Genomic DNA, 23,616 nt, shown 5'->3' with positions numbered 1-23,616 from the left:
ATTGATGGAAAATAGCCATACACAACATGAATTTGCAGAAAGAATGTTCCAAAGAATTAAAAACTTTGGACTCAGATGTATTCCTGTATGTGATGAACTATTTTCGAAATCTTTATCTGCTAAAAATATTGCTCGACAATTAGCTCGTTCGTCAGCATCGTCAGTTGCAAACTATCGAGCTGCAAGAAGAGCCAGAAGTAATAAAGAGTTTTTTGCAAAATTAAGTATTGTCATCGAAGAACTTGATGAAAGTATATTTTGGTTGGAATATTCAATTGATGCTAACTTTTTCCATGAAGCAAAGCTAAAAAGCTTAATGGATGAAGGACATGAAGTTTTGAAAATTCTTTCAAAATCCAGAAAAACAACAGGAGAATTATTGAAAAAAAAGGGTATTGACTCTTAACTCACTCATTCACAACTCACAATTTTTCATGAAAACAATCAAAGGCCCTGCTATATTTTTAGCACAATTTTTAGATAATACTGAGCCGTTTAATTCGCTTGATTCTATCACTTCTTGGGTAGCTGATTTGGGCTACAAAGGCGTACAAATCCCTACTTGGGATGCTCGTGCAATCGATTTACAATTGGCTGCCGAGTCGAAAACCTACTGTGACGAATTGAAAGGAAAATTGGCGGATAAAGGTATCCAAATCACCGAACTTTCAACGCACTTGCAAGGACAGTTGGTGGCAGTAAACCCTGCTTACGATGTAATGTTCGATGGATTCGCTCCAGATGCAGTAAAAGGAAATCCAAAAGCTCGTACCGAATGGGCAGTGCAGCAGTTAAAATGGGCGGCCAAAGCATCTCAGAACTTAGGTTTGAATGCTCACGCTACTTTCTCTGGTGCATTGATGTGGCATACGGTTTATCCTTGGCCACAACGTCCTGCGGGTTTGGTAGAACAAGGCTTTACAGAATTAGGAAACCGTTGGTTGCCAATTTTGGATGCTTTTGAAGACGCTGGCGTTGACCTTTGCTACGAAATTCATCCAGGTGAAGATTTGCATGATGGTGTTACTTTTGAAATGTTCTTGGAAAAAGTAGGCGGACACAAACGTGCAAACTTGCTTTACGACCCATCGCACTTTGTATTGCAGTGCTTAGATTATTTGCAATACATTGATTTCTATCACGAAAGAATCAAAATGTTCCACGTAAAAGATGCTGAATTTAATGCTACGGGCAAACAAGGCGTTTATGGTGGGTATCAATCATGGGTAAATCGTGCTGGACGCTTCCGTTCTTTGGGTGATGGACAAGTAGATTTTGGTTCTATTTTCTCGAAACTAACCCAATACGGCTACGATGGCTGGGCGGTGTTAGAGTGGGAATGTGCTATCAAAGACCCCGTTCAAGGTGCAACTGAAGGAGCTCCATTTATTGATTCACACATTATCCAAGCTACGTCTAAAGTATTCGACGACTTCGCTGGCGGTGGTGCAGATATTGAATTGAATAAGAAGATTTTGGGAATCTAATTCGATTTGGGATTGTGGATTTCTGATTTCGGAAATATAAAACCTCATAAGCTTGCTTATGAGGTTTTATATTTATGCACAGTTTTTTAATGATAACTTTCTGCATTACATAAGTACTAATATCGCATTGCTGAGGTAGCAAAGTAGAAAATCCCCAAGCCCTGCAAGGGCTTAATCTATCAACAATGGGTAATGCCCATTGAAGAAGGCTAAAATGAAAATCTCATAGCCCTGCAAGGGCTTAATCCATCAACAATGGGTAACGCCCATTGAAGAAGGCGAAAATGAAAATCCCATAGCCCTGCAAGGGCTTAATCTATCAACAATGGGTAATGCCCATTGAAGAAGGCTAAAATGAAAATCCCATAGCCCTGCAAGGGCGACATCTATCCTCAATGGGTAACGCTCATTGAGGAAGGCGAAAATGAAAATTCCATAGCCCTGAAAGGGCGACATCTATCAACAATGGGCATCGCCCATTGAAGAAGGCGAAAATGAAAATCCCATAGCCCTGAAAGGGCGACATCTATCAACAATGGGTAATGCCCATTGAGAAACGTGAACTGTCATATTCACATGAACGTCGTCCATATCTCATAACCACACGCCACAGCCACAGGGTGTTACCCTGTGCTGTGGGATTTCGCCCTTTCAGGGCTTGGGTTTGGTAGCTGGGATTGGTAGCTGGGCATGGTAGGGTAGCGGTGGCACAAGGCTTTGCCATGTGTTGATGGATTTCGCCCTTTCAGGGCTTGGGTTGGTAGCTGGGAACAGGATTTTGTATTTTTATAAAAAAATACTGTTTTAATTATGAAAATTATAATATAACTTCACAATTGTTGAAATCGTTAATATAAATTCTGGATTTATCATGATACACTGTGCCAATCGTATCATAAATCTTGATATATAAAATCCACATTCTTCAATCACAAAATCCTATGCGACTTTTCCACTCCGAATCTGAAATAGAATCTTTAATCGAAAAATTCAATACTTGTACCTTACCTCTTGAGGCTTGGACGCACGAGGCTCATTTGGCAATGGGCGTTTGGTATCTGCGTCAATACAACCTTACGCAGGCGATGCTGTTGGTTCGACAAAGAATTATTTTATTCAATAGCTCGGTGGGTGGAGTTGTGAGTTTTGAAAGGGGCTACCACGAAACGCTTACGTGGTTTTGGTTGAAAACCGTGGAGGCTTTTTTGGATAGTTTTGGTAGAGATAAAGCATTACTTGACACGTGCAATGCTTTTCTCAGTAGCGAATACGCCTTGCGTGACAGGGCTTTGTTATTTTACAAAAAAGAAGAAATCATGTCGCTGGAAGCACGGACATTTTTGATGATGCCTACCAATACTTCCCACCCTTTTTGAGTATGAGTTTGACCCCTCGAATGGTGATTTGAATATGTGCCAAAATTGCCCCAAACAAGCCAAAATGCTTTTTGAGTACTTCATAACGGTCTATTAAAGAGCGTTTCAGTTGTTTGTTTGAAATACCGCCAACCAAATATTTCGCCACAACAATATCCAAAAATTGTACTTTTTTCGCTCGTTTCAAACAGCTAATTTCCCAGTCAACATCGGCACTGAGGTTGTTTTCTAAGTAAAATGGAGCGATGGATTTACGGGCAATAAAGGCTTGATGACAAACCAACATCCCCAAATTCATGTCTTGCCATTTGAGATTTTTAGGTAAACGATGGGGTGTAATTTCCGAACGTAAACCTTGAATTGTGCCATTTTCTTCTACAAAATACGTATCGCCATAAAACACATCGGCGTTGGTTTCTGCCAAAGATTGTATCAAATTGGCTACTACTTCGCTATCGTTGATTTCATCGCCGGCGTTCATAAACCACACAAATTCGCCCGAAGCCAAGCGCAAACCTTTATTCATGGCATCGTACAAACCTTTGTCGGGTTCAGATACCAACAGGTTTACTCTTTCACCGTAAGCTTTAGCAATGGCTAAGGTTGCATCTTTCGATTTTCCATCAATAATAATGTACTCAAAATCTTGGTTCGATTGAGCCACGATACTCTCGATGGTTCTTTTTAGAAATTTTTCGGCATTATAAGTAATGGTAATGATACTTAGTTTTATCATAATGATTCATATAAGGCTTGGTACTGTTGGGCTACGACTTCTTCGGCATAAGTTGAAAGTACTTTTTTTCTTGCATTTTCACAAAGCGATTCATAATCAGCTTGATATAACGTCCAAAAAATGCCTTTTGCCAGTCCTTCGGCCGATTTGAAAGGAGCTAAATAGCCATTTTGTTGATGCTCAATCATTTCAGGAATGCCCCCCGTTTCAAAGCCAACAACGGGCGTTCCGCAGGCCAAAGATTCCATAATGGTATTGGGCAAATTATCTTCTAAAGACGAAATCACAAATACAGAAGCTGCCGAGTACGCAAAGGAAATGGTTGCTAAGTCGGAAAGTTTACCTAAAGCATTTACTTTAAAAGGTAAGTTTTCAAAATCACTGGCTTGAGTTTGTCCGAAAATAATGAGTTCAACTGCCTTGTTATCAACTGAATATTCCTTTTTCAAAATCTCTAAAGCTTCTTTGAAATAAGCAAATCCTTTCCGAACGTCGCTGATTTTGGCTGCCGCAAAAAGGATGTAGCGTTTGGTAGGGTCTAAGTGAAAATGTTGTTGAGCAATTGGCTTTTCGGTCGGCTTGAACAATGAAGTATCAATTGGGTTTGGAATCGAAACAATTTTCTTACCTTTTAATAAAGCACTCGTTTTCGCTTTTTCGGCCAACCATTGGCTACAAGCCACAACGCTGATATTGGCATTTTGCAATAGCTTTTGTTTGGCTTGCCAAACTTGGTTCGACAAATCGGTAGGGGAGGGTTTTTTCAGAAATTCACTGCAATTGCCACAACTTTGTTGGTACTGTGTACAATCTCTTGAATAATGGCAACCACCCGTAAAAAGCCACATATCGTGCAAAGTCCAAACAATGGGCTTTTGCGTTTCGATAAGTTTTTGAATAGCATCGAGCGAAAGAAAACCGAAATTTATCCAATGCAAATGAATAATATCGCTTTTTTTAATCAAAGTATTTTGACTAACATCAATACCGATTTTTGCTTGAGAAAAGATAAATCTTACTGCTTTGGACTTTTCATAAAAAGCAAATTGATAGCGGTCGAAAGCGAATCTTGCAAGAGCTACTTTTTTCAAAAACCAGTTTGTTGCAATCGTTTCAACGTTGGGAGCTTTGCCTTTTTTATCTTGAACGATCATTTTTGAGTCTAAGCCATTGTCATTTAAGGCTTTATTGAGGCGAAATGCTGCTATGGATGCTCCGCCAAAAGTATCAAAAGTGCTTAAAATCGTGATTTTCATATTATGGACGATAGCCGAAAATATTTAACTGCAAATCCATCAAATCATTGCCTTTGTAGCGATGATTGACAAGTGGTTTTGAACGGTCTTGAGCAGAATTGATAAAGTAACGGAAGCCATTTTTTGCCAAAATATTCAGAATTTCCCCTAATTCTTGTGCTTGTTCTGGAAAAGCGTGATATTCAATAAAGATATTTTTTACTTGCTTTAATGAGTTCGCACAGTCTTTCAACACTGCCGTTTCAGCTCCTTCAATATCCATTTTTAGCATGTCAATTGAAGGCGTTTTATCAAGTACATCTTTCAAACGAAAAGAAGCAACTTTTACTTTTTCACCTTCACCATAAATCGAAGCTCCGTCTGAACCTTCAGAGGCGAATTCAATGCCTTCCTCATCAATCCAAACCGCTTTGTTGATTACTTCTACATCCGAAAATCCATTATTAGTCAGATTCGATTGTAGAATTTTAGCAATTTTAGCATCTGCTTCAAAAGCAGTGATTTGTGCATTGGGATACTCTCTTTTGAAAAAAGCACAGCTTGAACCAATGTTTGCTCCACAGTCTAAAATCACAGGCTTTGCCGAATCGGTATTGAATTTATAAAATTGTTCAACGAAAATTTCTTGAAACTGAAACAGGAAAGACATACAATCGGGTACTTGAAAGGTCATTCCTTGAAATTTGATTTCACGAGCTTCGTAGCGTTTTACATCTCCGTACTTTCTGAAAAGCTTCAGTAATTCACGACTTTCAGCCGTTCTGAAAGCATGATAGGGGCCTTTTAATATGTATTTTAAAACAAACATTTTAAGATGGTCATCAGCGGTCGGCTCTCGGCTTTCGGCTTTTTTTGATATTTTACATATTACTCATGGCATGACTCTAAGTCATGCCATGAGTTTTTAATCAATTTGTCAACTCAATTTTAATTCAACAGCTTAACCCAGATTGCTGACAGCCGATGACCGACAGCTTTCAAACGCTCTTTGATAATTTTTAATTACCACATGAATATTTACTTCATCACGGATGATTTGTCCAGAATTTAGTCCCATTTGGCGAGTTTTTGCAGGGGCAGACAAAAGTACGGCTAATTTCTTAAATAAATCATCAGCATTGCCGTCCTCAAAGATAAAGCCGTTGTAGCCATCTCTTACCAATTTTTTCTCCGTTCCGTCTGCCACGGCACACACAATAGGTTTATCAAAACACATGGCATCGTTGATAGACAAACCGCCCATTCCTGCTAAAACATAGACCAAAGAAGCATTGAAGTACTGTCCGAGTTCGGTCATTTTATACACACCGCCCGTAAATACTACTTGTTTTTCAATGCCCAAATCAATGGCTTGTTGTTTCAGATTTTGTTCTTCTGGCCCAGTACCAACCACTACTAATTCTGCCGTTGGGAATTGTACCAAAAGTTTGCTAAAAACTTCAATCAACATATCTACTCTTTTCCATTTTACCAATCTGCCAACATGTAAAAGTCTGAGTGGATTTTCTGGCAAAACAGTATTTACTCCTTCGATTTTGGCTTTATCCGCCAAAATCAAATCAGTGTCTGGCGAGTTGTAAATGACAAAAATCTTCTCTTTGGGTACGCCATAACTACCAAATACTTCGTAAGCTTCTTCGGTATAGTCCACGTGGGCATCTACCAAATTGAAAGCTCTTTTATAAGTATATTTCAGTAAAGTATATTTCAATTTAAAAGCCAAGCTATCGGGTTTCAAATTGGTTTGCATCGTTTCAGAAGCTACGCCGCCGTTGGCATAAAAATCAAGGGCTTCTTTGAATTTGGGAATATTGAATGGAATTTCCTTGAGTATCAGCTTAATACCCATACTTCGTATTTTCCAAAGCAACATCGGATTATAGACGAAAGCCAAAATATATGGCCAAATCGTAACGATTACGTCTGGGCGTTCGGCTTCAATGGTTTCTATAAAATTCTTGAAGAAAGGTTTTCCCCAAAGCGTTTTGTATTCTTCTAAGAAATGTACTTTAAATTCAATGCCATCTAAGGTTTGGTGTACGCCCGAACCAACAGTTTTCCCACCACTTTTTGGAGCAATTACAACGATTTCCTGTCCTTCAATACGATTCAAACGATTGAGTACCAAGTTATAATAATGTGGCAAGCCACCAAAAGTAAATAGTATTTTCATTGTTTTTTTGATTAGTCGATGGTGATTGGTGATTATAATAGCAATAAATCTATTTTTTATGAACCTTTTTTACATCTACAATAAGGCAGATAAAGTCCATTATTAATTACCAATCACTTTTTTCAACAAGTTTTTTACTGTTCTATTCAAGTCTTCGGATATTTCAAGAAATAATACTCCGCCACCAAAAAGTACAGCGATGCAAACAGATTTTATGGCAATATTCACAAAATTTATCCAAAGATTTCCTTCTAAACTTGGAATAAAAAGTGTGACGATATAAGTGAAAATACCTAATAAAAGCGTTTTTACCGTGCCAATGTTGAAGGGTTGAAGATTGAGTTTATGTTTGATAAAAAAGAATTTCACCACATTATACACCACTACCGAAACCAACATCGCCAAAGCCGCACCGTTGTAACTGTACAATGGAATAAAAATCAAATTCACGATAAAAAGCACAATAAAGCGAATAAGATAAAAACCAAAATCATACTTATAAAAAGGTGAATTTTTTAGAATTTCAGAATTTAAGCCCGTCGCCATGTCGAAAACGCTGTACAAACCGACCATCAAAACCACAAATTTTCCCTGACTGTACACGGCTGCGTTGGGAATAATTTGAAAAACAGCGTCAATGTTTGTCCAAATGCCCAGAAACAGAAAACCACCAACAATCAATAAATTTAAAGCTGATTTTTGATAAATTTCTTCGATGTGTTCGAGATTATTATTTTTCCAAGATTCAGCCAAAAGTGGCTCTGAAATAGAAGCGATGGCATTGCGTGGAATGGCAATTACCATCCCGATACTTGAAGCAATAAAAAATATCGCCGCACTGTTCAAGCCTCCGTGATATGCTGGCAACATCAGTTTTTCGATATTGGGCAAAATGGTGGCTGTTGCTCCGCCTAAAATTGTCCACAAACCATACATACACATTTCTTTAAAAATGGGCTGTTTTACAAAACTGAAATCAAAACGAAGGTAAAGTTTGCCTAAAATTTTGATGTAAATCAGTAAAAAACAGACATTTAAGAAATAAATCAGTACGATGCCATTCAATAATTGGTCGAAAGTGATGAATTTGAAACCAAACAAAATAGCTAAAAGCGAATTAGAAGATTTCAAGAAAATCTCTCGAAGAATGGTTGGCACAACAATCCGTAAATGTACTTTGCTGTAAGTTTCTAAAGTAGAAGTATAAAGAAGAAAAAAAGTAATAAAAGGCAAGTACCAATAATATTGAATCAGTAAAGGCGAATTATCCATATAAACGGACTGAAAAATGCCTTTTACACCGATATAAGCCAACAAAAATAAAACAAAACCAAACAATGGAGCGATGAGTAAATAGCCCAAAAATCCATTATGTTGGCGGTCGGGGTCTGAGAATCGACTAAAAAATCTTACGCCAACATGAGGTGTTCCTAAATTTGAAAATGCCGCAAATACTTGTGGAAAGCCAATCAAGGAAGTATATAAACCTAATTGCTGAGGAGAAAGAAATTTATTGTAAAGAAATAAAACATTAATCGTTCCGATGATTACTCCAATGTATGTAACCACCGAACTTTTGATGCTTTGACGTATGACGATACCCATAAATAAAGATTAAACAACAAAATTAATGCGAGAAACCTCGTTTATATTTTTGTCGGGATGAATAGAGTCTCCTAAAACTAAGCACCAAGCCCAATCCGATGAATAGTATTTGCCAGCTTCTTTTCCAAGATTGCTGTGCGATTTGCTCTATGATATTCGTTAGCCAAAGGGCTATAAATTTTAAGATTGATTTCCCAAAACTCCAACGGACATTTTTCAGCAAAGCCAAGTATTGTCCATAAAATTGCATTTTTTCGGAGTACGAAAGCCTACTTTTATTAGTACTTTTCGCTCGATTTTCCCTTGCATGAACAATACTTGCTTTAGGTACAAAACCAATTTTGAAGCGATGAAAAAGCGTTCGATTCACAAGGTCAACATCTTCGCCATACATAAAAAAGTCGGGGTCGAAAAAAGCAATTTTTTTGAAAGCTTCAAGATTCAGCAACCAAGCGGCGGCATTTACAAAAGGTAATTCATAAATGTCTTTTTTATGTTCAAAAAAAGTATCCGATGCCCATTGCCAGTTTTTGGAACTCGACAAGTAAATGCCAAAGCCTTCATCCAAAGCTGTTTGCGTTGAATTAAAATGTACTGGACTGATAATGCCAAAATCTGGATTATGTTCTGCTACTTCCACCAAACGTTCTACACAATCATTTTCAATCAGCCAAGCATCTTGATTCAACAAAAAAACGTATTCAGCATTTTGTTCAATGGCGTACTCTATCCCCAAATTATTAGCCCTGCCGAAACCAATATTTTCATTTAGTTCAATGAGTTTTATGGCTGGAAATCGCTCTTTAATCAATGCTATCCCTATTTTTTCAGGCGAATGATTATCTACGACAATAATTTGATCTTTATAATAACTGTTTTCAAAACTCTGCAAACAGCGTTCAATCCATTCCAAACCATTGTAATATACAATAATGACCCACGTATTTTTATGAATGATATTTTCCATCTTCATAAAAATTAAGCCTTCAATAATCCTAATTCTTTGGCTACGGCTGGGCGACAAATCAAGTAATTAGATTCGTCGGTAGCAATGATATTTTTCTGTAAAGTAGTTGTGCCGTCTTCGTCGATACTGTAAAAAAGATAGTCGCAACCTTTCAAAATTTCTTGTACTTGTTTGCCTAATTCATCCGTAAAAATTTCGATTAATAAAGTCGGCTGGAATTTCTGCAAGTACTCGCCCATACCACGCAAAGCTTCGGGTTCGTGCATTTCCACGTCCACTTTCATCAAATCAATATTCGTGATGTTATTGGCTTCGATATAATCTTTTAGCGTTGTAGCCGGTACTTTGGTTTCAAAACGAGTATCCTTATGAGCAAGGTGACGCACATCCGAAAACTCTTTGTTCAAAGTAGCACTATAATTATTGGCTTCTGGAATATCGTACAAAGTAAGTTCGCCCGTGAAATCCGAAACAGCCATCCATTCTGCTCTTACTTCGTAATTGTTCAATTTGCAGTTGGCAGCGTACTTGTCATGCGTTCTTTTTACGGGTTCAAAACCGTAAACGGCTGCCGAAGGATTCACACTTTTCGTCAATAAAGAGTACATTCCTGTATTTGCACCCACGTCAAAAACAACTTTTGACGATTTAGAAAGTTTCGTCCATAATCTTAAAGAATAGCCTTCACGACCAACACCAAGACCAACCCAAAAAAGTCCGTCTTCAATAATAAAACCGTGTGTATTGTAATGATTGATATAAAAGAATTTATCCTTTTCTACTTTTACTTTAAATTTTCCATCAAAAAAAAGATGACGATAAACAGATTTTGAAGGAACGTAAACACTTCTGACGAGTTCAAAAATTTGTCTTTTAAAAGGGATATTCTGATAAATTGTTTTCAGCACACTATTTTTGTTAATTTGTGTCATCTTTTACTAATGGTTGTTTTGGAGTATTTGCAAAGTTACAGATTTTAAGATAGCTCAAAAAATTTGATTTTGCTTGTACCTAAATATTCTTTCAATACTTCCAATCTCACGAAAAAAAATCCCACTATGTTTTTTATAAATCAGCTAATGTCAAAATTCATTAAGCTTCTTTCAAAGCCTTTTACACTGTTTATCATATTTCTTTGCGTTGCTTATTTTTTGTTGATTAGTCAGTGGCATTATACCCAAATGTCCGATTTCAAAAACTATTATGAAGAATCTTTGGGCTTTTTGCTAAATGGCAAATTCAGTAATTCGTTTTTGTTTTTTCAAGCTCCCGGACATCCGTACTTGATGAGTTTAGTTTTCAGACTGACCAACACTACCGAAATTTCACTTATCCAATTCCTCAATGCAGGCATTTATGTTTTTTGTATTGTGCTAAGTCATCTCAGTTTTGAAATCAAACCTTTGTGGCTCAAGTATGTAGGAACAGTTAGCCTTTCGATTTGTGTGTCTTATCTGAGTTTGATGGGGTATCTCGCCGCCGAATTTCACTTCCTTTGCTATTTTGTAATGGGCAATTTTTGTTTGATAAAGTACTTAGAAGCTCCGATTGCTAAACAAAAAATGCTGATTGTACTCGTCGCTCTTTTCTTCGGAATCGCTCAGTTTGTGCGTCCGCTTAGTTTTTATTATCTCTTATTTTTTGGCTTCGGACTTTTCTATTTGAAAGTACTCAGAAAAAAAACATTAGTTTTTGAAAGCAAAGCAACACTTTGGCAATATGTACTTGTCTTTATGGTATTCATGCTTGTTTCGCTTAGTTTATATAAAAATGCTACGGGAAAATGGGCTTATCAGCCTTCGCAAAATGGACTTTGGAGTGTCTATATCGGCTTTAATGCCAAAGCCAAAGGAATTTATAATGATGCTGATATTACTGAATTTAGAAAAATTGCTGAACCTCTCAACTGGAACGGCGAGCTTTTGCGTGAGATATTAAAACCCAAAACCATTGAAAGAGTACAAAACAATTGGCAAGCAAATGCCCAACAATTGCCACAGCGAAGTCTTCGTCTTTTAGTACCTTATTTTACTTCGTATTGGTTTTTAGTAAAAAGTGTTCCGCCAAGTTCAATGGCAGTTTTATGGATGAAAAGCGTCTTTGTAGTTTCTACTTTAATCGTTTTACTGAGCTATTTTGTTAATCTGTTTTACTTTTTTAAGTTGTTGAAAAAGAAGTATTTAAAGCCTTTAGAGATATTCGTTTTCTGTGCTTTGTTAAGTACTTTTTCATACATATTCATTCATGTATTTTGCTTAGAAATTCAGGCAAGATACGCCGCACATTTAGTGTTTTTAAATCTTTGGATTTTACCTCTGAGCCTTAAAAGTATCTTACAACCAAACCCAAAATTCAATGAATCGTCTTAGCTCTTTATTTTTTTTCTTTTTGTTGTATAGTGTCACAACAAGTACAGCCCAAGTACGTCGCTCATTAGGCCCACCCGTAAATCACCCAGAATTTAATGAGTACGCTCCTTCGATTAGTGCCAATAACAAAATGTTGATTTTTGAAACCGACCGTGCTGGCGAAGGAAAATGGGAATTGTACTATACTACCAAAAACGAAAAAAATAAATGGAATCAGCCTAAGCCTATTACGAATATCAATAAAATTGGGAAACCCGACGATTTGATTGGCGGCCCTTCTATTAGCTACGACGGTAAAACACTCTTTTTCTTTTCTTCTTTTGAAGGCGGACAAGGCGATATGGATATTTATTACTCCACTTGGGACGGCAACGATTGGTCTGAACCCAAATCGGTGGGCAATAATATCAATACAAAATCTTATGAAGGATTTCCTTCTGTTTCTGCCGATGGAAAATCCTTGTACTTCATTCGTGACAACAATACCAATAAAAGAGCAAAAACTTTTTGCTACGCTATTTGGGTTTCAAAAAAACAAGAAGATGATACTTGGGGCGTTCCCGAAAAACTTCCTGCTCCGATAAATATTGATTGCGAAAAAGCCCCCAGAATTATGTCGGATAACCGTACTTTAATTTTTAGTTCTATCCGCAAAGAAGGCGTTGGCGGTTTTGATTTGTATCAAACTTTTCAAGAAGACGATGGCACTTGGAGTTCGCCTATCAATTTAGAGTACATTAATACAGAAGAAGACGACCAATTTGCCTCTGTTTCAGCCGCAGGCGATTTGATGTATTACCATACCGCAGGCGATATTTATACCGTAACGATTCCTGATAAATTCAGAAAATATAAATTAGTAACGGTAGATGGCAAAGTAATAGATGCCATTACCAAACAGCCAATAGCTACCAAATTAATTTCTAAAAGTTCAAATCCTAAAGAAAGGACTATCAATACAGTAGTAGATAAAAGCGGTACATTTTCGATTATTTACCGTGTCGGAAGTAAGTATGATGTAAGTACTTCGCCTTTGGCAGATTACTTGCCGTATCGTGGTAAAATGGACATGAGTACCGCCAAAGAGACCGATAATATTGAAAAAAATATAGAATTAGTACCGAAAAAATTAGTCTTTCAATTTCAGCTTTTGGATAAAGACACCAAAGCGATTTTGAAAGAACCTAAAGTAAAAGTAATGGATGCCGAAACGAAGCAATTGTTGGAAGTAAAAGTAGAAAAAGACATTGCCAGCGTGAGTGTAGAAATTGGTAAACTTTACAAATTTGCAGCCAATGCCTTGGGCTACTCCTTTTTTTCTCGTTCGTTTAAGCCCGACACCGTTGATGCCTTCCGTGAGCGATTGAAAAAAGTACCTTTAGCAGTGCTGAAAAAAGATGTAGTGGTACAGTTGCAAGATATTACTTTCGAGACCGGAAAAGCGGAACTGAAACCAGAATCAGGCGAAGAATTAGAACGTTTGGTAACGCTTTTGGAAGGAAACCAAAGTATTAAAGTGGAAATTTCTGCTCATACAGACGACGTTGGAAATGATGATGCCAATTTGAAACTTTCGGAGAAAAGAGCAAAAGCCGTAGTAGATTATTTAAGCACAAAAGGCATCAAAGCCGACCGAATGATTGCCAAAGGCTACGGTGAAACTCAGCCACTTGTACCAAATGATAGCGATGAAAACCGAGCTAAAAATAGAAGAGTACAGTTTAAGATTAATTAAAAAGAGATGTTTATAAAATAAAATAGCAGGCGAATCGACTCGCCTGCTATTTTATTTTTTTCCGCCAAAATGATAGCCAAGTCCCAGCCAAGCCCGAACTATTCCGCTTGTGCCGTCGTAATTTACGTAAGGGCTTATCTCAAAATTGATGCTTACTTTTGGGGCTTTTTCAAATGGATAAGCTCGCATTCCCACACTTCCGAAGTAACCTTTTAATAAATCTTTTTCTTCAACGATTGCTCCGACTACCGCTAAATTTAAGCCCGCACCAGCATAAATATTGGCATTGCGTGTATAGCCTAAATTGACCATCAAGGCAGGTTCGGTGTTGAGTGATGAACTGTATGAGTTGAGCTGAAATCGAAAATCCATCCAAAACACTTTGGTAGGGTTTGTCGCAATAGATAGCTGACTATTGAATGGATAATAACTAATGGCTTGTGCCTTTAGTTGCGTATTGAAAACAAATAAAGTAAGAATTAATAAACAGAGTTTTATTAGTTTCATGTATTGCTAAGGTTTTGTAGCTGTAAGCTATGAGTATTGAGTATTGAGCTTTGAGCCTATTGTTTTTTTTCCCAAATTAAGTAATCGTGCAATATTGGTTTTAAAGTTTTGCTTTTGGCTGTAAGCTTTAGGCAATAGGTAAAATGTTGTGCTTGCCTAAAGCATTGAAATTTATTCAGCATTCAAAAATCCAAACTCATCACTCTTTTAGTGTCCTAATTCATTCAAAGCCGCTTTTGCTTTGTTGTCGATAGAGTTTTTGTACTCGTGTTTTTTATAAGAAATGGCTTTTTCAAAATAGCTTTTGGCTTTCAGTTTTTCGCCTTTTGCTTGAAAAATATAACCTAATTGTAAAGCCGAACTTGCCCCGAACGAAACATTTTGATTTTCGGATAAATCAATGGTTCTTTCATAAAAAGAAATCGCTGGTGGAATATTGTTCATTAACTGAAAAATTCGTCCTTTTCTATAATTCAGTTCAGTTTGTTCTTGAATTTGTTCAAAATTATTTTCAGAATACTTCTCTAAAATACCCAAAGCTTTATCGTAAAAACCGCCATCGCAAGCCAAGCGGGCTTTCATAAGTACTTTCTGAGTAATCGGTTTTTTAGGTTTTTCTGCCAAAAAATTATCCGCAAATTTAGTGGCAGCTTTATCGGCTTCTACGATGGTTTCGCCCGTAGTTTTTACTTTTTCCAAAAAAAGTTTTCCTTTGGCATCTTCATTATTGAGCCAATAACAAAGAAATATTTTGTAATACGTATCTTTTACAAAATTGAAGCCTTTGTAGCGTGTCAAAAAATGCTGATACGATTTTGCCGCCAATTGATATTGACCTTTTTGTAATAAAATATCTGCCTTTAAATGTTCTAAAAAAGGGAAATCCAAGTATTCGTTGCTATCGGGGCAATGTTCAATAATATTTAAAGCCATTTCGCTTTTTCCTTCTTTCATCAAAGTTGTTACTCCGAAAAACTGAAAAAGTAGATAATCTTGATGATTGGCAATGAAATCTTGAAATTCAGTAATTTTTTTAGAAGAGAATTTTAAAATATAAGCATGAACGATAAAATCTATCAATTGACTTTCTTCTCTGAAAATACTGTCTTTCCGAATTACATTTTGTAATTCACTGAGTCCTAATTTAATATTTCCTTTAAGTCCAATCAGTTTGATAACCCATTGATAATTTTCTGGTGTAGAGCCAATCAGAATATGTAATAAACCAAGCGATTTTTGATTGGGCAAAAAATTAGGAAAAGTTTTTCCGTTGGCTTCCAAGAGTTTGTAGGCTTTTATTACTTCCCAGCTTCCTTTGGTTTCGTGTCCGAATTTTAATTTTACAAAAGCAGTATGTAAGTGAATTTCAGCTTTAATAAATTTCTGATAAGGCGATTTTTCATCTAAATTTTCAATAAACGAAAGTCTTTCGTCCTGATTTTCAATAAATTTTTCATACAGTACTTTATCTTCCGTGATTAACAATTCCACCATATCGGCATAACTTCTGAGGTAAGTATTGATGCCATTGGGTGTTTTTTCTTTAGCCAAAATACTTCTACCTGCTGTGAGTTTCATCTTTAAAATCTCTGAATATGCTTTTTGCATAGCCGTATTCATTTCAAAATCAGAGGCTCTAATCGGAGAAAAACCCAAAAAGAGCAGCAGAAAAGTTAAAATACTTTTCAAAGAATACGGTATGAATGGAGGAGTATTGAGGTTCATATTTTTAAGAGAAATCAGGTTCGTCGATTCGTTGAAATACAAACGATTCATTTGAATAAATTATTTAAACAAGTCAGTCAAACAAAAAAAGCCCACAACTACTGTTATGGGCTTTTCTTGTGGTTTGCTTCAATATATTATTTTTTAGACATAAATACGATGTCTTCAACATCTGCCAAGATACGACCGCAGTGTTCGCATACAATGATTCTTTTCTTGTCTTTTATGTCTGCTTGGCGTTGTGGTGGCACAGCACTAAAGCAACCTCCGCAAGCACCACGTTTTACCAATACAACCGCTAAACCATTTGGATAATTACCACGAAGTTTGTCGTAAGGACGTAATAAACGTTCTTCAACATATTTTACAGCTTTATCACGGTTGTTTAATAATTTTTGCTCGTCTTCTTCGCTTTCAGCAATCAAAACGCTAAGTTCTTTTCTTTTTGCTTCAAGGTCTTTTTTACGAGTATTCAAACGAGTTTCTGTTTCAGAAACGTCATCTTTTTTATTTAAAATCTTGAATTCAAATTCACGAGTACGCTTGTCAGCCAATTCCATTTCAAGTTGTTGCAATTCAATTTCTTTAGAAATTGCATCATACTCACGGTTATTGCGGACGTTCATTTGTTGGTCTTTGTACTTATTTACCAATTTTTCGGCCTCTCTTTTTGCATTACGGTTTTTAGTAATGTCTTCTTCAAGAATAGCGATTTCTTTGTTGAATTTGCTAATACGGGTTTCGATACCAGCTACTTCATCTTCCAAATCACGCACTTCTTCGGGCAAATCGCCTCGCATCTTTTTGATGCTATCTAAGGCTGAATCTATGTTTTGAAGCTTCAAAAGAGCTTCTAATTTCTGAGCAATGGTTGTTTCGGTTGCTACTGCTGCCATTGGTTTTATTCGGTTTTATCTGTGTAACCGCTATCGGTACTAAGTTATTGTCGGGAAGGATTAATTTTCTATTTAATCAAAATCAAATTTACTGATTTCAAGAAAGAAAATTAATCATTCTGGACAAAAAACGAATCACTGATAACAAAAATCAAAAATATTGTACAGGATTGGTATTGACCTGGCTTTTGAGAACCGCAAAATTACTAAATTTTTCAGACAAATACCTAACAATTAAATCCTTTGTATAAACTTCTGATTCATAATGTCCTATATCACAGATAATAATTTGATTTTCGGCATCAAAAAAATCGTGATATTTGTAATCTGCCGTTATAAATACTTCTGCTCCTTGCTGAATCGCATCTTTTAGTAAGAATCCGCCTGCTCCGCCACAAAGTGCTATTTTCTTGATTTCTTTTCCCAACAAAGGCGTATGACGGAATACTTTTAAGTTCATACGTTCTTTCAGTAAATGAAAAAAATCAATTTCACTCATACTTTCCGATAATTCTGCCAATACGCCCGAACCTACTTCTTGATTTTCGTTTTCTAAAGTACTTATATAATAAGCAACCTCCTCATAAGGATGTGCCTGTTTCAAAGCTCTGATGATTTGTGATTCTTGATGAGCATTAAAAATTACTTCGATTCTATTTTCCAATACTTCTTCGGCTTTTCCCAATGTGCCGATGTAGGGATTGGCATTTTCGCTTGGTGTAAATCGCCCATTGCCCGATACGCTAAAACTACAATTTTTGTACTCACCAATTTGCCCTGCTCCAGCCGAATGTAAAGCACTCAGTAGCAACTCCGTATTTTCGATAGGTACAAAGGTGACTAATTTTTTAAGTGTCTGTTTTTTAGGAGAAAGAATTTTGATGTTTTCCAGTCCTAACCTTTGAGCAATCTGATAATTTACGCCACCTTTTACGCTGTCAAGATTGGTATGTGTAGCATAAATAGCAATATCATTTTTGATGGCAAGCATTACGGCACGTTCTACATAATTTTTACCGTTGAAACGTTTCAAACCTTTAAAAACGATTGGATGATGAGCAACGATAAGATTACAATCTCGCTTGATGGCTTCTTGGATAATTTCTTCGGTACAGTCTAAAGTAACCAAAACGCCAGTAACTTTTGTTTGCGGAAAGCCAACAATCAAGCCAGCGTTATCGTAACTTTCTTGGTAGGCCAGCGGAGCGAGTTGTTCTAAATAAGTGGTAATATCTTTGATGCTTGACATAATTTGCTTTGAGAAATTGGATAATCCCCAAAAATAAAAAAGGAGCAACAATAAATTGCCCCTTTCTACGATTTGCTTTTGAAATAAAATAACTCATTTATGTGAGAGAGCTGAATTACGAGTGTAGAGTTTGGTTAGTAGGTTGTCATAATTTAAAACTCACAACTCACAATTCAACACTCATACTTCATTTAGTCTCTTTCTACAATACTTGCTCCAGAAGTACTTTTTTCGAGCGTTGGATTTCCTCGGTATCGCACATTACTTGCCCCAGAAGCCGTAACACGAAGAAAACGGAAAGCACTTACACGTACTTTGCTTGCACCCGCTACGCTGAGGGTTTGTTCGTCGGCAATAAAGCTAAAATTATTGACCAATGAAGCACCTGATACTTCGCCAATCGTTTTTTCGCCATTACCAATCATGTTCAGTTCAGATGCTCCTGTAACATGGAAATTGAGGTTTTGTATATCTGAATCAATTTTCAGATATGAAGCACCCGATAAAAACACATTACAGTATCGTACCGAAAAACCTTCGATATAAGTATCAGACGCACCGCTGAAATTTACTTCACTTATCGAAGGCATAGTAATATTAATCGTCATTTTGTATCTTCTATTGCTATAACCTACATAGCGAGCATAAAGTACTCCATTGCGAACATAGACATCCAAATCGTCTAAATCTTGTTCATCACCGATGGCTTGTACTCTAAAACTATTTCCTTGATACACATTTACCACAAAGGCACTTCCCATATTAAGCTGGTCGAAGTTTTTGAGATAATAATATTGTTCTTGTTCATGATAAACAGGTAGGGGGTCATCAATTTTTACAAAGCAAGACGAAAAGCTCGTAAGTATAAAAATAGATAAAGCAAGCAATAAAGTTTTTTGCGAGGTTTTCATATCAATTAAAGTTTAATATTATATGTTTGTTGAAGTATAGACAGAGATAAGGGTTGCGTCCCCTACACGCTTTCCCCAAATAAGTCCTGATTAACAAACCATTAACATTTTTACCCTAAAAACCTTATGAATTACGTCCAAGTGTTGCGATAATAAGTTGATGAAGTATTGCTCACAAACGTTGTTGTTTTGTAAGTTTTGATAAAAAATAGCTTAAACAGATGAATACTAAAAAACTTTACGTAATTGCGGGTTGTAATGGAGCAGGGAAAACAACTGCCTCATTCTTTCTTTTACCTAATGTGTTAGGATGTAAAGAATTTATCAATGCTGATGAAATTGCCAAAGGCTTGTCACCTTTTCAACCTGAAAAAGTTAGTATCGAAGCTGGTAGAATTATGTTACATAGAATAGATGAGTTACTCAATCAAGAAAAAGATTTTGCATTTGAAACAACACTTTCTTCCAAGACATACGCTCAAACAATATTGAAAGCTCAAAGCAAAGGATATTTTGTTACATTACTATTTTTTGGCTCAACAGTGTTGAACTCGCTAAACAAAGAGTAAAAGTAAGAGTAAGAGAAGGTGGGCATAATATTCCTGAGGAGGTGATAGAAAGACGTTACGAAAGAGGTATTAAGAATTTATTTGATATTTATTTACCTATCTGTGATAATACAATGGTTTTTGACAATTCAGATACAACTCCAGTTTTGGTTTTGCAACAAATTAAAAATGACCTTCCTGAAATTTTAGATATTCAACGTTTTAAACAGATTAAAAATGGAAAAGAATAAGATTATAGAATTACAAAACAAGATTGTTGAGGGATTGAATACTTCAGCATTCAGACTGATAGAGTCAAAGAAAAAGAACAACGGAAAAATGGTTGTTTTTAATAACGGTGAAATAAAAGAAATCAGTGTCAAGTAAACTTAAACTTTGTGTATTCTAAAACCTTATGAAAGTACGTCCAAGTGTTGCGATTATTGAAAATGAAAAAGTATTATTAATGCGTTATCGTTATGGTGAAACAGATGTGTATAATTTGCCGGGTGGAAATGTTGATGCTGGCGAGACACTCGAACAAACACTTGTTCGTGAATTAGAAGAAGAATTAGGCATACAAATTTCAGTGGGTGAAATGCTTTTGGCAGGCGAAGTAATTTTGCCTCAACAAAAAACCGACGTTCTGCATTGTGTTTTTGACGCTTCTATTCAAAGCGGAGTAGCGATTTTAAATCCGAAAGAAACCTCTGCTTTAGAAATTGTTTGGCAGCCCATCGCCATTTTGCCAACATTAGCCATGTATCCAAACGTCGCCGAAAGTCTTCAAAAAGTATTGACAGATAAAAGTTCAATGCAATATGTGGGTAAGCTTAATCAGACTTGGTATTGAGCAATTGTGGATTTTGGATTTCAGATGTCGGATTTCGGTATTACCAAAGAATTATTGTGATGTATTTCATTAAATTTTATCCAATTTCAGAAATCCGACATCACAAATCCCAAATCATCACAATTCTTCGGATAGTAGAAATTCATAATTTATACTTCATAACTCATATTTATATCCATGCTTTTATCTTGTCAGAAACATCTTTTTAGTATTGAAGAAGGTGTTCATTATATCAATTGTGCCACCATGTCGCCGAATTTGAAGTCGGTTGAAGAAGCAGGAATTCAAGGCATTTTACGAAAATCTCAACCACAAAAAATTACTTCTCAGAGTTTTTTTGAAACTACTGACCCAGTCAAAAAAGCCTATTCAAACCTGATAAATTGTCCAGAGCCTGAAAGAATTGTAATGATTCCTTCTTGTTCTTATGGAATGGCGATTGTAGCAAAAAATCTCAGCAGAAAGCCCAATTTACAAGCAGTACAAGAGATATTGATGGTCGGTGAAGAATTCCCTTCTGACGTGTACGCTTGGGAAGAAGTATGTGCCGAAAAACACTTGAAAATCAAAGTGATTTCATCGCCAGAAGCTTTAGAAAATAGAGGCAAAGTGTGGAATGAAAGATTGTTAGAAGCCATCAATGCCAATACTTGTATGGTAGTAATTTCGCCAACCCATTGGGCTGATGGAACATTGTTTGATACCGAAAGTATCGGCAAGCAGTGTCGTTCGGTAGGTGCATTATTGGTTTTAGACGCTACTCAGTCAATTGGTGCAATGCCTTTTGATGTGCAAAAAGTACAGCCAGATGCCATTATCAATGCTGGTTATAAATGGTTGTTGGGGCCGTATTCGTCTGGGGTAGCTTACTTTGGACCATTTTTTGACGAAGGAATTCCATTAGAACGCAACTGGATTAACAGAGTAGGTTCTGAAGATTTTAAGAATCTGATTAATTACCAAACACAATACCGAGGCAGTGCCGACCGATACAACATGGGCGAAAGAAGTAATTTTATTCTGAATCCTATGCTTGCCAATGCCATTGAGCAAATCAATACTTGGGGAGTTGAAAATATTACCGCTTACTGTGATGAATTATTGAATGAACCACTCAAAATTTTGCAAGAAAACGGCTATTGGGTAGATGACAAAGCCTACCGAAGTAGTCATTTAATTGGTTTACGCATTCCTAAAAATGCTAATCTTGCCAAAATTCAAACAGCCTTACAAAACCGAAAAGTATCAGTATCATTTCGTGGCGAAGCTATTCGTATTTCTCCACATTTATATAATGATGTTAACGACATAGCCGTACTTTTAGAAGGATTGATGGAGGGGGTATTTATTCGATGAATACTTTTATAAAGTATTCATCGAATTTTTTTAAATTAGTAATTATTCAGATTCTAAGTCAATACCTAATAATCTTCCTTTATTCTTATACATATCAAGTGTTTTTTGTATACCACGTAATTTTTCTCTGTGATGTTTATAACTATGTATTAAATCTTCTTTAGAGTTTATGTAAAAATAACCATTGGTTGAAGAGCCAATAAGTCCAGCTCTTTTTAATGGAAGCAAGAACATAACTCTTACTTCTTGTTCATTATAATTCTTACCTCTACTACTTAAATATTTTGCAATTTTTTCAGTTTTAATTGCAGAGCTCATACCAGAAGCATTTAGTTTGAGAAAATCAAAAATCATACTCTGAGTATTATTTCGTGTATCAATAGGAAAACCACTGAACCCTCTTGTACTTTTACTTTTGGCAACAAGAAAAAGTTCAGTAGAATCTTCTTCAACTTTTTCTAAAATTTTACTGTCGTATTCTTTAATTAATTCTTTCTCACCTGAAACCATTACTAAATACCCATTTTCTAATATAATACTATTAGTGGGAATCCAAGGGTTTGAGAAAGAATTAGGATATAACATTTTATAAATTAAAAAATTTTCATAATTATCAATTGTAGCTTTTACTATTGGTTTTAGACCAGAACTTTCATAGTTCTGACTAATATTCAAAACATTCGCTAATTTTTTTTGGAGGATTTCTTTTGCATCATCTATTAAATCCCAGTCTATATCATTCTGAGACTTTTCTCCTTCGACAGTTTCAGAATGCTCAATAGCAAATTGTTCTAATCCTAAATATGTTTTTTCATTTAATTTTAGTTGCTCTAAATTATAAGATTCGCTGAGCATTTTAAATTTTGTTAGTCCTGTTAAATGCTCATAAAACAGATCAGAATATCCTCCCTTATTCATCTTATCCGATAATGAAAGAGAGTTGATTTCTTTACTTAGCTTATCAATATTTAACAAATTATTTGACATTTATATTTATTTTACTTGTTGGAAAAATTTGATCACCAATGATTTCCCTGAAGATATAACCGTTGTAAACTAAGCTACAATCTATTTCTTCACTTTTTACCTCTAAATTATAATTATTGTTGATTTTACAAAATTGATCAATACGCTTTTTGACTCTTTGTGGATTACAAAATTTATTATTTTTAGTACTTAAAAGTAAAATTTCTCCTCCAGGTTTTTTTAGAACTCTTAGAAGTTCAGAAAGCAGTTTATATGTGCTTTCATCATCTTTAAAACCATAGTTATAAGGATTACATAATATTATTAAATCGAATCTATTATTAGACCAAGGTAGATTGTGTGCATCACAAAACCAATCGATAAAGCATGTTTTACATTTATCCATAAGTTCAATATCGTAGTCTGTTAAGTAACATTTTGGGTAGAATCTCTTTCCAAAATCACCACATCCAGCCCCTATTTCTAAATTTGTGTATATATTATTATCAATAAAAGTGCTTTTTGGAATCATTTATATTTCTATACTTACAAATAGTTTAACAATATTTTTGACAAAAAATAAATATTGTGTTCAATTAGTTAAAGTGCTGTTTATATAATGAGTAAACACAGAAGCCTAATCTAAAATATAACAAATAGCTAATTTTCTTTACTTTTAGAATTTTGTTAATGCAATATTTCCTATCACTACAATAATAATATATTAATTAGAAAAAATTATATAACCCTGTCTATAAACTTTATTATCTGCAATAATAAAGTGAAGTCATCTTGACTTTTTTGACAGTATTGCTTAAAAATAAAAAAGGTTGCTGATATTTGTTTTGCGAACCATACCAAAGCAACCTTTTTATGTACTACGTACTCAGCAAAGATATAA

The 23,616-nt window shown here is 35.7% G+C and carries 25 protein-coding genes; 10 read left to right on the top strand and 15 right to left on the bottom strand.

Going from position 1 to position 23,616, the window contains the following annotated elements; genetic code table 11:
• Nucleotides 1-4: 4 nt before the first annotated feature.
• Together VB248_RS21905 and VB248_RS21900 are read left to right on the top strand one after the other, a co-directional pair.
• Nucleotides 5-406 carry a four helix bundle protein gene (locus VB248_RS21905; RefSeq protein ID WP_323298980.1) on the top strand — a complete coding sequence of 134 codons (402 nt, stop codon included), beginning with the start codon at nucleotides 5-7 and terminating at the stop codon, nucleotides 404-406.
• A gap of 28 nt (nucleotides 407-434) precedes the next feature.
• Entirely contained in the window at nucleotides 435-1,487 is a 1,053-nt protein-coding gene (locus VB248_RS21900; RefSeq protein ID WP_323298979.1) for a sugar phosphate isomerase/epimerase family protein, read from the top strand.
• Nucleotides 1,488-1,946: 459 nt separating this feature from the next.
• Here the strand turns inward: VB248_RS21900 and VB248_RS21895 are convergent, their stop codons facing one another.
• A complete protein-coding gene (locus VB248_RS21895; RefSeq protein ID WP_323298978.1) occupies nucleotides 1,947-2,078 on the bottom strand; it encodes a hypothetical protein in 132 nt (43 codons plus the stop codon).
• 350 nt (nucleotides 2,079-2,428) lie between these two features.
• Here VB248_RS21895 and VB248_RS21890 point away from each other — a divergent pair, with 350 nt between their 5' ends.
• Complete coding sequence (locus VB248_RS21890) at nucleotides 2,429-2,863, top strand: hypothetical protein (RefSeq protein WP_323298977.1); 435 nt, start codon at nucleotides 2,429-2,431, stop codon at nucleotides 2,861-2,863.
• On the opposite strand, the gene VB248_RS21885 is transcribed toward VB248_RS21890, so the two are convergent.
• The 7 genes from VB248_RS21885 to VB248_RS21855 all read right to left on the bottom strand — a co-directional run bounded on the left by VB248_RS21885 (nucleotide 2,838) and on the right by VB248_RS21855 (nucleotide 10,532).
• On the bottom strand, nucleotides 2,838-3,599 hold the full coding sequence (locus VB248_RS21885) for a glycosyltransferase family 2 protein (protein ID WP_323298976.1): 762 nt from the start codon (nucleotides 3,597-3,599) through the stop codon (nucleotides 2,838-2,840). The genes VB248_RS21890 and VB248_RS21885 overlap by 26 nt on opposite strands.
• Entirely contained in the window at nucleotides 3,596-4,855 is a 1,260-nt protein-coding gene (locus tag VB248_RS21880) for a glycosyltransferase family 4 protein (RefSeq protein WP_323298975.1), read from the bottom strand. Before VB248_RS21880 ends, VB248_RS21885 begins: the two co-directional genes overlap by 4 nt.
• 1 nt (nucleotide 4,856) lies before the next feature.
• Entirely contained in the window at nucleotides 4,857-5,663 is an 807-nt protein-coding gene (locus VB248_RS21875) for an FkbM family methyltransferase (protein WP_323298974.1), read from the bottom strand.
• A 132-nt stretch (nucleotides 5,664-5,795) separates the two neighbouring features.
• Nucleotides 5,796-7,028, bottom strand: a complete 1,233-nt coding sequence (locus VB248_RS21870) for a glycosyltransferase family 4 protein (RefSeq protein WP_323298973.1) — start codon at nucleotides 7,026-7,028, stop codon at nucleotides 5,796-5,798.
• A gap of 102 nt (nucleotides 7,029-7,130) precedes the next feature.
• Complete coding sequence (locus tag VB248_RS21865; RefSeq protein ID WP_323298972.1) at nucleotides 7,131-8,633, bottom strand: oligosaccharide flippase family protein; 1,503 nt, start codon at nucleotides 8,631-8,633, stop codon at nucleotides 7,131-7,133.
• Between the two features lie 22 nt (nucleotides 8,634-8,655).
• Entirely contained in the window at nucleotides 8,656-9,600 is a 945-nt protein-coding gene (locus VB248_RS21860) for a glycosyltransferase family 2 protein (RefSeq protein WP_323298971.1), read from the bottom strand.
• Nucleotides 9,601-9,611: 11 nt separating this feature from the next.
• A complete protein-coding gene (locus tag VB248_RS21855; protein WP_323298970.1) occupies nucleotides 9,612-10,532 on the bottom strand; it encodes an FkbM family methyltransferase in 921 nt (306 codons plus the stop codon).
• Between the two features lie 249 nt (nucleotides 10,533-10,781).
• Between VB248_RS21855 and VB248_RS21850 the strand changes: the two genes are divergently transcribed.
• Together VB248_RS21850 and VB248_RS21845 are read left to right on the top strand one after the other, a co-directional pair.
• Entirely contained in the window at nucleotides 10,782-11,969 is a 1,188-nt protein-coding gene (locus VB248_RS21850; RefSeq protein WP_323298969.1) for a hypothetical protein, read from the top strand.
• Nucleotides 11,956-13,704, top strand: a complete 1,749-nt coding sequence (locus VB248_RS21845; protein ID WP_323298968.1) for an OmpA family protein — start codon at nucleotides 11,956-11,958, stop codon at nucleotides 13,702-13,704. The genes VB248_RS21850 and VB248_RS21845 overlap by 14 nt, the downstream gene beginning before the upstream one ends.
• 51 nt (nucleotides 13,705-13,755) lie before the next feature.
• Here VB248_RS21845 and VB248_RS21840 read toward each other — a convergent pair whose 3' ends face one another.
• The 5 genes from VB248_RS21840 to VB248_RS21820 form a co-directional block, all read right to left on the bottom strand.
• On the bottom strand, nucleotides 13,756-14,211 hold the full coding sequence (locus VB248_RS21840; protein ID WP_323298967.1) for a hypothetical protein: 456 nt from the start codon (nucleotides 14,209-14,211) through the stop codon (nucleotides 13,756-13,758).
• Nucleotides 14,212-14,418: 207 nt separating this feature from the next.
• On the bottom strand, nucleotides 14,419-15,987 hold the full coding sequence (locus VB248_RS21835; protein WP_323298966.1) for a hypothetical protein: 1,569 nt from the start codon (nucleotides 15,985-15,987) through the stop codon (nucleotides 14,419-14,421).
• Nucleotides 15,988-16,073: 86 nt separating this feature from the next.
• The gene (locus tag VB248_RS21830) at nucleotides 16,074-16,832 is read right to left on the bottom strand and encodes a zinc ribbon domain-containing protein (protein ID WP_323298965.1); all 759 of its coding nucleotides are present in this window, start codon (nucleotides 16,830-16,832) and stop codon (nucleotides 16,074-16,076) included.
• Between the two features lie 151 nt (nucleotides 16,833-16,983).
• On the bottom strand, nucleotides 16,984-18,081 hold the full coding sequence (locus tag VB248_RS21825) for a Nif3-like dinuclear metal center hexameric protein (RefSeq protein WP_323298964.1): 1,098 nt from the start codon (nucleotides 18,079-18,081) through the stop codon (nucleotides 16,984-16,986).
• Nucleotides 18,082-18,272: 191 nt separating this feature from the next.
• Nucleotides 18,273-18,992, bottom strand: a complete 720-nt coding sequence (locus tag VB248_RS21820; RefSeq protein WP_323298963.1) for a GIN domain-containing protein — start codon at nucleotides 18,990-18,992, stop codon at nucleotides 18,273-18,275.
• A 221-nt stretch (nucleotides 18,993-19,213) separates the two neighbouring features.
• Between VB248_RS21820 and VB248_RS21815 the strand changes: the two genes are divergently transcribed.
• From VB248_RS21815 to VB248_RS21795, 5 genes are all read left to right on the top strand, one after another.
• Nucleotides 19,214-19,561 carry a zeta toxin family protein gene (locus VB248_RS21815; protein WP_323298962.1) on the top strand — a complete coding sequence of 116 codons (348 nt, stop codon included), beginning with the start codon at nucleotides 19,214-19,216 and terminating at the stop codon, nucleotides 19,559-19,561.
• A 41-nt stretch (nucleotides 19,562-19,602) separates the two neighbouring features.
• Nucleotides 19,603-19,791: a hypothetical protein gene (locus VB248_RS21810; protein WP_323298961.1), complete on the top strand. Its 189-nt coding sequence runs from the start codon at nucleotides 19,603-19,605 to the stop codon at nucleotides 19,789-19,791.
• On the top strand, nucleotides 19,778-19,927 hold the full coding sequence (locus tag VB248_RS21805) for a hypothetical protein (protein ID WP_323298960.1): 150 nt from the start codon (nucleotides 19,778-19,780) through the stop codon (nucleotides 19,925-19,927). The genes VB248_RS21810 and VB248_RS21805 overlap by 14 nt, the downstream gene beginning before the upstream one ends.
• Nucleotides 19,928-19,955: 28 nt before the next feature.
• Nucleotides 19,956-20,393: an NUDIX hydrolase gene (locus VB248_RS21800; RefSeq protein WP_323298959.1), complete on the top strand. Its 438-nt coding sequence runs from the start codon at nucleotides 19,956-19,958 to the stop codon at nucleotides 20,391-20,393.
• Nucleotides 20,394-20,570: 177 nt separating this feature from the next.
• A complete protein-coding gene (locus VB248_RS21795) occupies nucleotides 20,571-21,749 on the top strand; it encodes an aminotransferase class V-fold PLP-dependent enzyme (RefSeq protein WP_323298958.1) in 1,179 nt (392 codons plus the stop codon).
• 42 nt (nucleotides 21,750-21,791) lie between these two features.
• Here VB248_RS21795 and VB248_RS21790 read toward each other — a convergent pair whose 3' ends face one another.
• Together VB248_RS21790 and VB248_RS21785 are read right to left on the bottom strand one after the other, a co-directional pair.
• Nucleotides 21,792-22,736 carry a hypothetical protein gene (locus VB248_RS21790; RefSeq protein ID WP_323298957.1) on the bottom strand — a complete coding sequence of 315 codons (945 nt, stop codon included), beginning with the start codon at nucleotides 22,734-22,736 and terminating at the stop codon, nucleotides 21,792-21,794.
• A complete protein-coding gene (locus VB248_RS21785; protein ID WP_323298956.1) occupies nucleotides 22,726-23,247 on the bottom strand; it encodes a class I SAM-dependent methyltransferase in 522 nt (173 codons plus the stop codon). The genes VB248_RS21790 and VB248_RS21785 overlap by 11 nt, the downstream gene beginning before the upstream one ends.
• Between the last annotated feature and the right edge of the window lie 369 nt (nucleotides 23,248-23,616).

Origin of the sequence: Arcicella rigui, from assembly GCF_034929435.1 — a bacterium.
Taxonomy (GTDB): domain Bacteria; phylum Bacteroidota; class Bacteroidia; order Cytophagales; family Spirosomataceae; genus Arcicella; species Arcicella rigui.
Note: the sequence above shows the minus strand (reverse complement) of the source record. Positions and strands in the feature narration are given on the sequence as shown.